Annotated in this window: 10 protein-coding genes; 4 read left to right on the forward strand and 6 right to left on the reverse strand. The window is 38.6% G+C overall.

Going from position 1 to position 7,373, the window contains the following annotated elements; genetic code table 11:
* Positions 1-8: 8 nt before the first annotated feature.
* The 4 genes from GZ63_RS0100880 to GZ63_RS0100895 all read right to left on the reverse strand — a co-directional run bounded on the left by GZ63_RS0100880 (position 9) and on the right by GZ63_RS0100895 (position 2,548).
* Entirely contained in the window at positions 9-854 is an 846-nt protein-coding gene (locus tag GZ63_RS0100880) for a DUF4097 family beta strand repeat-containing protein (RefSeq protein ID WP_029265940.1), read from the reverse strand.
* Positions 847-1,407 (reverse strand): HAAS signaling domain-containing protein, encoded by a 561-nt coding sequence (locus GZ63_RS0100885; RefSeq protein WP_029265942.1) that lies wholly within the window; start codon positions 1,405-1,407, stop codon positions 847-849. The genes GZ63_RS0100880 and GZ63_RS0100885 overlap by 8 nt, the downstream gene beginning before the upstream one ends.
* A complete protein-coding gene (locus tag GZ63_RS0100890; RefSeq protein WP_029265943.1) occupies positions 1,400-1,723 on the reverse strand; it encodes a PadR family transcriptional regulator in 324 nt (107 codons plus the stop codon). Before GZ63_RS0100890 ends, GZ63_RS0100885 begins: the two co-directional genes overlap by 8 nt.
* A 303-nt stretch (positions 1,724-2,026) precedes the next feature.
* A complete protein-coding gene (locus GZ63_RS0100895) occupies positions 2,027-2,548 on the reverse strand; it encodes a type 1 glutamine amidotransferase domain-containing protein (RefSeq protein WP_029265945.1) in 522 nt (173 codons plus the stop codon).
* A gap of 406 nt (positions 2,549-2,954) precedes the next feature.
* On the opposite strand from GZ63_RS0100895, the gene sph reads away from it, so the two are divergent.
* From sph to speG, 3 genes are all read left to right on the forward strand, one after another.
* Positions 2,955-3,938, forward strand: a complete 984-nt coding sequence (sph, locus tag GZ63_RS0100900) for a sphingomyelin phosphodiesterase (RefSeq protein WP_029265947.1) — start codon at positions 2,955-2,957, stop codon at positions 3,936-3,938.
* Between the two features lie 56 nt (positions 3,939-3,994).
* Positions 3,995-4,153, forward strand: a complete 159-nt coding sequence (locus tag GZ63_RS17765; RefSeq protein ID WP_156947648.1) for a hypothetical protein — start codon at positions 3,995-3,997, stop codon at positions 4,151-4,153.
* 258 nt (positions 4,154-4,411) lie between these two features.
* Complete coding sequence (gene speG, locus GZ63_RS0100910; RefSeq protein WP_029265948.1) at positions 4,412-4,924, forward strand: spermidine N1-acetyltransferase; 513 nt, start codon at positions 4,412-4,414, stop codon at positions 4,922-4,924.
* A 102-nt stretch (positions 4,925-5,026) separates the two neighbouring features.
* On the opposite strand, the gene GZ63_RS0100915 is transcribed toward speG, so the two are convergent.
* Together GZ63_RS0100915 and GZ63_RS0100920 are read right to left on the reverse strand one after the other, a co-directional pair.
* Complete coding sequence (locus tag GZ63_RS0100915) at positions 5,027-5,425, reverse strand: VOC family protein (protein WP_029265950.1); 399 nt, start codon at positions 5,423-5,425, stop codon at positions 5,027-5,029.
* 45 nt (positions 5,426-5,470) lie between these two features.
* Positions 5,471-6,076 (reverse strand): alpha/beta hydrolase, encoded by a 606-nt coding sequence (locus GZ63_RS0100920; RefSeq protein WP_029265952.1) that lies wholly within the window; start codon positions 6,074-6,076, stop codon positions 5,471-5,473.
* A gap of 449 nt (positions 6,077-6,525) precedes the next feature.
* Here GZ63_RS0100920 and GZ63_RS0100925 point away from each other — a divergent pair, with 449 nt between their 5' ends.
* Entirely contained in the window at positions 6,526-7,179 is a 654-nt protein-coding gene (locus GZ63_RS0100925; RefSeq protein WP_051681339.1) for an MsnO8 family LLM class oxidoreductase, read from the forward strand.
* Positions 7,180-7,373 lie beyond the last annotated feature (194 nt).

Here is a 7,373-nt window from a genome sequence, read left to right on the forward strand (position 1 = left end):
CAGGCACCCTATATTTTTTCCACCGTAATATTTCCGTTATTTGTTGTTAATTTTATCATATGTGCGCCATTGCCAATGACTGTATCCCAGTCTGATTGACCAAATAGCTTCACTTTTCCGTTGTCTACTTTGACATCAAAAATAGCGTTGGTTGGCTTGTTTTCTGTCTTTATGTTGATCTTGCCGTTATCTGTTTCAAAATCCAATGGACGATCCAAACTTTCTGTGTTGAGCGAGATGCTTCCGTTATCTGCTTCAGCGGAAAGCGCTCCCTTTACGTGATCAAAACTGATTTTCCCATTATTCGCCTTCGCATCAGCCGCACCGGCTTCTGAATCTTTTACAAGGATTTTTCCATTACTTGTTCCGATGTTCATCTTTTCACTCTTCATTTCTTGTAATTGAATAGCTCCGTTATCCGTACGGATCTGAATAGCTTTTGCCTGTAGCTCGCTAGCTTCCACAAGACCATTATCACTCTCAATTTTGAGTGCCTGGTATTGTTTTTCTGGAACATACACGTTTAAAGCTAAACGTGATGAAATGAAATCAAAGTGAATCAGTTTTTTCTGCTGATCATTTACAACTACCCGCAAGTTGGATTGCTCGACGTTAGCAGAGAAATCGATATTCGAACCTTTCCCTGACAGTTCTACTCTGGCTTCTTTATCCCTAGTCGGTAAAACTTCTATTTTAGCATTACCGGCTTTGATATCAATGGCATCAAAGTCTTCCTTGATGGTTTTCTCTTTTTCGAAATCTTCCATCTTATTTGCGGACGCAAACGTAAAAACACTTCCGATGATGCCAATCCCTAGGAGTACTCCAGCAATCATCGCTGTTTTTTTAATCATGCTTCATTCCTCCTTTGACAAGTTTGACGTTAAAACGTAAATAATGAATAAATCCGCTGGTTAATACCCGGGTGACATAATACATTCCAATCGCTATGAATAATCCAAGACCAGTTAGCGCAATGGAAAAAAATAAATCAAAAAGTACAAATGTTTCCGGATAAATAACCGCATTGAAAAGCACTAAAAGTGGTGATGCTGCAAACACAACCCCGACTGTCCATCCGGCTAAGACAACAGCTGCTAGCCCAATAAATGGACCGAGAACAATGACGAGGTTGAAAAAGCCAAGTCCGATCACTGCCCACAAGGCCCGCATGACATTACCTGCCGTTGCAGTCGCCTCTACTTGTTCAAGATGATAGGTGGCGAGCAGTTCTTTCGCAATTTGATTTGGCTGACCGAGCGATGCTGCAATTTCCTCTTCTGTTTTCCCTTCTTGTTGCCCAAAAGCAAAGTGTTCCTCAAAATCTCGGATAATATCCTTCCGTTCCTTTTGGGAAAGATTTTTGAGCGATTTATCCAATTGATTTAAAAATTGTTCTTTATTCACTGCTGACACCTTCCTCTATGAATTGATTCACAGCATTTGAAAATTCCTTCCACTCCTGCATTTGCTCACGCAGATGAATCCTCCCCTTCTCTGTCAGTTTATAATACTTACGCGCGGGTCCCTCTGAGGATTCCTGATAGTAGGTGGTAAAATAACCATCTTTCGTTAATCTTCTTAAAAGCGGGTACATTGAGCCTTCCGATATTTCAATTTTTTCGGAGATTCTTTGCACCAATTCATAGCCATAACAATCTTTTTTATCCAGCAGGACAAGCACGCAAATTTCCAAGATGCCCTTTTTAAATTGCACATTCATTGTTGTCACTCCATTCCAATACAGTACCTTGTATTGAACAGTACCTGTTATAGTTAATTTACCATACAGTACTGTTTATTGCAAGGTAGTATATTTTTTTCATTAAAAAATCCGCGAATACCCAACGGGAAGCGCGGCTCTTATGGAGCAGAAGCTTACAAAAGAGCTAACTTTTCTCGATCCTTTGTTATATAAAAAAGAATTCACCATGAAAAAACGGATCACAGTGAATTCCAATTTAAAGGGTTCTTTATTTTGCAGTCTCTAACTAACGTTATATAACATCCGCATCACCGGCATCTTTTATGCTCTTTCAAGAACAGCAAGACACTCCCGATTAAATGCAGGAAGGTCATCTGGCGTGCGGCTTGTGACCAATTGATCCCCGCAGTTGACGACTTCTTCGTCAACAAAGTTAGCTCCGGCATTGACTAAGTCAACTTGAATGGACTTATACCCTGTTGCCTTGCGCCCATTGAGTGCATTTGCATTAATAAGTAATTGAGGACCGTGGCAAATAGTGAACACCGGTTTTTTTGCATCCATGAAAGTTTTCGCAAAGTCAACAAATCGATCATCTGCACGAAGGATATCCGGTGAGAAACCGCCAGGGATCATAAGCGCATCAAAGTCTTCCGGTTTTACATCATCAATGGAAGCATCGATTGTAATCTTAGCTTCTCCATTTTTGCCTGTAACCTTATTGCCTTTTTCTTTTTCAATTACGGTCAATTCATGTCCCGCCTCCTCTAGAGCTTTGGCCGGATCTGTATATTCAACCTCTTCAAATAGATCTGTCATAAGAACCGCAACTTTTTTTCCCATTTGCATTCTCTCCTTCTAAAAATAGTATTTTCACACCCGAGAAAGACATAAAGCGTGTTTATACTAGGAGACGTTAGCAAGCGTGCCTAAGCTTTCCCAGGGACTACTTCTAGTATAACAACAGTTACGAAACTTGAGAATCATTGGATAGGATTGGTTTAAGGAAGTTGACAGTAAATAGAGATTTAGTATAATTATAATCAGTTGTTTCAAAACGTTAAAAATATTTTTAATAATTTTAATTACATTAATGAAAGCGGATTACCGTTTTAAAAACAACTTCACAAGACTACTGCACAAGCTAATGTGAACCAGTAACCATTGGATCGCAGTTAGCAACAGGACTGTGCAATATCCAATGAACCGTATAAGCCATTTCCAAATACGAACTCATGGAGGGAACAGAATGATAAAAAAATTGATAACTGCATGTATGACACTGGGGATAATCCTTTCTATTTTTTCCGTTTCACAGGGAAAAGTCTATGCTAAAGCGAATTATCCTAACGATTTTAAACTGCTATCACAAAATGTCTATATGTTATCACAAGCATTGTATCCGAATTGGGGCCAGGTAAAACGGGCTGAACTTATTGCTGACGCAGATTATATTAAGGGTTATGATATCTTTATTTTAAATGAAGTATTTGATAATGAAGCTTCAGAGGTGCTTTTAAATGATTTAACCGAACAGTATCCTTATCAAACTCCTGTACTTGGCCGGAGTACAGAAGGATGGAACCAGACTCTTGGTGACTATTCACATACAGTTCCGGAAGATGGTGGTGTAGCCATTGTCAGTAAATGGCCGATTGAAGAAAAAATTCAGTACGTTTACGATGAAGGATGTAGTGGTGACGCGATGGCTAATAAAGGATTTGTATACGTCAAAATAAATAAAAATGGACATGATTATCATACAATCGGTACGCATATGCAATCGACAGATTCCCTTTGTTCGACCGATGAAGCTGCTGAAATTCGTTCCACGCAGATGAAAGAAATCCAGCAGTTTATTGACAGGAAGAACATCCCAGAAGATGAAGTGATCTACATAGGTGGGGACCTAAATGTCATGAAAGGTACGGATGAATATAAGTCAATGATCGATCAATTAAATGTAACACCGCCTCATGCTTATACAGGATACACTGCAACTTGGGATCCGACAACCAATTCCATTGCCCGTTATAATTATCCTGAAATGGATGGACAATATTTGGATTATATTTTTGTTGAGAGAGACCATGCCCAACCGAATCAATGGTATATAGATGCAAAAAAAATCAAATCATCGGAATGGTCCGTTACTTCCTGGGGAAAAACCTATAAGTATAATGATTTTTCCGATCATTATCCAGTCTCCGGTTCAACCGTTCCAATGAAATAATAACGGTTAGCTATTCATCTAGTGCTCTCATTCACCTCTACGAAAGGGGGCTTGAGATGGCATCGAATGAAGTTGCGGATGCCATTTTTGCTGCTGAGCAATACGCGAAAGCATACAACTGCAGTAACAGTCGGATACACATTTTTTGCATCGCACACAAACTTCATATCGTTGACAAAGGCATCAAATGGATTGATGCCTTCTTCTTGTGTTAGCACTTTTAAGTATCAACAGTATCTTTTTTATAAGAAAGGAATTGGATGGTTTATACTTCTTTCACGCATTTCGGATGCATAATATCTATTTTTTAAATCAAAGCTATCACCAGCTGCTTTATCTTTTTCAGTGAAATAAGGGCTAAAGTTATTTTTGATATCGGTTCGTGGAAGCTACTTTAAAATCACCTTTTCTAGACATGTTTGTTTCATTATTGTATGCTTAAAATACTTTTGATACAGTACGGAGGTTTAAAAATGAGCAACGATATTCATTTACGCCCACTAGAACGTAATGACTTAAAATTTATACATAAACTTCATAATGATCCCGACATTATGTCTTATTGGTTTGAAGAACCTTATGCAAATTTTGCTGCGCTGCAAGAATTATATGATAAGCATATTCACGACCGAGATAAGCGTCGTTTTATAGTAGAAAAAGAGCACACAATGATAGGGCTTGTCGAGCTAGTGTATATTGACGCTATTCATCGCAATGCAGAATTTCAAATCATCATCGATCCTAAGCAACAAGGTAACGGTTATGCAACGGTTGCAACGAATCTGGCAATGGATTATGCTTTTTCCATATTAAATCTACACAAACTCTATTTGATCGTAGATGCGAAAAATGAGAAGGCGCTTCACATATACAAAAAAGTTGGTTTCTCCATTGAATGTGAGTTACAAGATGAATTCTTTGTTGAGGGCAGTTATCATAACGCTATTCGAATGTGTCTGTTTCAACAGCAGTATTTAAAAAAATAAGTCATTTATTACTTCTTTTACTAATTACTCTTTCCCGTTCTAAAAGATGACGCGGTTTAAAATGATTCTTTCATTTTTGGTGTGAAGCAATTGTGTGTTTTGTTATCCTTTGACAACATTCAATTCCCATGAAATGCCGTTTTTGTCTGTAACTATCGCATGTTTGGCACCCCAAAAAGTATCCTGTAGTTCCATTTTAACCTCACCGTCTTTTGATAAAGCAACGTAGATTCGAACGATTTCATCTTCACTGTCGAGATCGGGACCGAGCAAGATATCACTTCCACTTATCGTCTTTTCCCCAAATACATCTGCAAAATAAAGGATGCAATGCTCGTTAATATGTAATTCAGCATGGATATACTTACCTTCATGCCCTTTAAACATTTCAATACCATCAGATAGTTGCGTATTCTTGATTTCACCGCCAAAAATCCCCTGATAATATTCAATTGCTTCTTTACAATTCTCTACCCTAATATGAGGTACTATCCTTTTCATGTCTATTTCTCACACCTTTACCATTATTGTTGATTTGTTTAAAATTTAAATATGCTTATACCATTTACCAGCTGCTTCTACTTCATGAAACGTTAACTGATGTCCTTTATTTTCCCAATGCAAGTCTACTTTTGCCCCTGCTCCTTCCAGCAAGGATTTCAATTCTTCAGATTCCCCTGGTGAACAAATAGGATCATTGGTACCTGCTGCAATAAATACATTTCTGCCTGATAAATTCGGCAACTTCATGCCTCGTCTTGGAACCATTGGATGATGGAGAATGGCTCCTATGATAGCATCTGGATAATGAAACAGTAAGCTTGCTGCGATATTTGCACCATTGGAATAACCGATTGCTAGAATCTGATTACGGTCAAATGCATACTTTTGTGCTGCCTCATCTAGAAATTCGTTCAACGCTTTTGTACGGAAAACCAAATCTTCTTCATCAAATACACCTTCCGCTAATCTCCTGAAAAAGCGCGGCATTCCGTTCTCCAGAACATTACCTCTTACACTTAAAATATTTGCATCTGGGTCAACCTTATCTGCAAGAGGCAGAAGGTCCTGTTCCGTTCCTCCCGTTCCATGTAATAATAGTAATGTCGGTTTGGATGAATCGTTTCCTTTTTGGAAAATATGTTTCATGATCAATTCTCCTCTTCTTTATTATTTTCGCCGCTTATTTCTCCTATTCCTTTTTACATTCTTTTACATGTTCCCCAATCTATTTTGGTTTCTCTATGGAAAAAACGTCACCGATTTTTCGCATCATTAGAACCGGCTTCCAACCCCTGCCAAATACCTTTATCAAATTATCTCGATTTCGAAGTAATTATATATCAGTTTCCTTTACCGTGTCAATGAGATGTATAAATGAATACCTCTTCCAACGATATGACCTGATTGCGAAACATCTTCCCTACTCTCTAGGTTTCAGTACTTTGAAGAACATTATTTATTTTACTCCGCCGTGCTGCACAACAAAGGCATATCTCATTTTCATGATATGATGATGATAATGATTATCAAGGGTTTCATAAAAATATTGTCGTCCAATTTAAAATGGAGATTATCGGGAAAAAAGGGGAGATTTGAAAATGAAGTTAGGTGTATTAGATCAGATGGCGCAACCAAAGGGGGTGTCTGCAGAAGAGACAACAGATCGTACGATTGAATTGGCTCAATATGTAGAAGCATTAGGGTATGAACGCTATTGGTTTGCGGAACATCATGCAACGAAGGGACTTGTATCCAGTTCTCCTGAAATTATGATGGCGGCAGTCGCAGCTAAAACTTCCAAATTGAAGGTTGGCAGTGGTGGTATCCTGCTTCCACAGTATAGTGCATATAAAGTTGCTACCCAGCTATTTCAATTACAGGCACTTTTTCCCGGAAGAATAGAGGCCGGTGTCGGACGTTCTCCTGGAGGAACAGAAAGGATTCGATCGTTACTGGCCGATGGCAAGGTGAATCAACTAGCTGACTATCCCGAAAAATTGAAAGATCTCATTAAATTTTTGCGTAAAGAAGGAAGGGTTCGTGCCGCACCACGTACAGAAGATGCTCCGAACTTATTCGCATTAGGTTTGGGAGAAAATAGTGCTGCACTGGCAGGCGAACTGGGGATTGGCTATGTATACGGTCATTTCATTAACCAAAATAGAGGGAAAGAAGCACATCAGACCTATCGAGCAAGTTTCCGAAAAGGGTTTTTGAATAATCCAGATAAAGTGGCGACCCCTAAAAGTTAGAGTTTTTATTATGCAGCTGATTGGCTGGATTGAGTTCGGTATTCGTGACCGGACTTCAGTCCAGTCAAATTTTTGCTTTTGATCCGTACCGTGGTTTATTACCAAGTAGATGTAATCTTCAAATTCGTCGTTTTAATTCTCATAGCTTACTAATTTCTCTCCATAATACATTTACTTGCTTTAAAATGCCCAAA

It is taken from the genome of Virgibacillus alimentarius (assembly GCF_000709085.1).
In the GTDB taxonomy this organism is placed as follows: domain Bacteria; phylum Bacillota; class Bacilli; order Bacillales; family Amphibacillaceae; genus Virgibacillus_B; species Virgibacillus_B alimentarius.

What these genes read in the sequence shown, in the direction of transcription:
- GZ63_RS0100880 (WP_029265940.1), bottom strand. Translation starts at nt 854, where the DNA reads ATGATTAAAAAAACAGCGATGATTGCTGGAGTACTCCTAGGGATTGGC.
- GZ63_RS0100890 (WP_029265943.1), bottom strand. Translation starts at nt 1,723, where the DNA reads ATGAATGTGCAATTTAAAAAGGGCATCTTGGAAATTTGCGTGCTTGTC.
- GZ63_RS0100895 (WP_029265945.1), bottom strand. Translation starts at nt 2,548, where the DNA reads ATGGGAAAAAAAGTTGCGGTTCTTATGACAGATCTATTTGAAGAGGTT.
- sph (WP_029265947.1), top strand. Translation starts at nt 2,955, where the DNA reads ATGATAAAAAAATTGATAACTGCATGTATGACACTGGGGATAATCCTT.
- GZ63_RS17765 (WP_156947648.1), top strand. Translation starts at nt 3,995, where the DNA reads ATGGCATCGAATGAAGTTGCGGATGCCATTTTTGCTGCTGAGCAATAC.
- speG (WP_029265948.1), top strand. Translation starts at nt 4,412, where the DNA reads ATGAGCAACGATATTCATTTACGCCCACTAGAACGTAATGACTTAAAA.
- GZ63_RS0100915 (WP_029265950.1), bottom strand. Translation starts at nt 5,425, where the DNA reads ATGAAAAGGATAGTACCTCATATTAGGGTAGAGAATTGTAAAGAAGCA.
- GZ63_RS0100925 (WP_051681339.1), top strand. Translation starts at nt 6,526, where the DNA reads ATGAAGTTAGGTGTATTAGATCAGATGGCGCAACCAAAGGGGGTGTCT.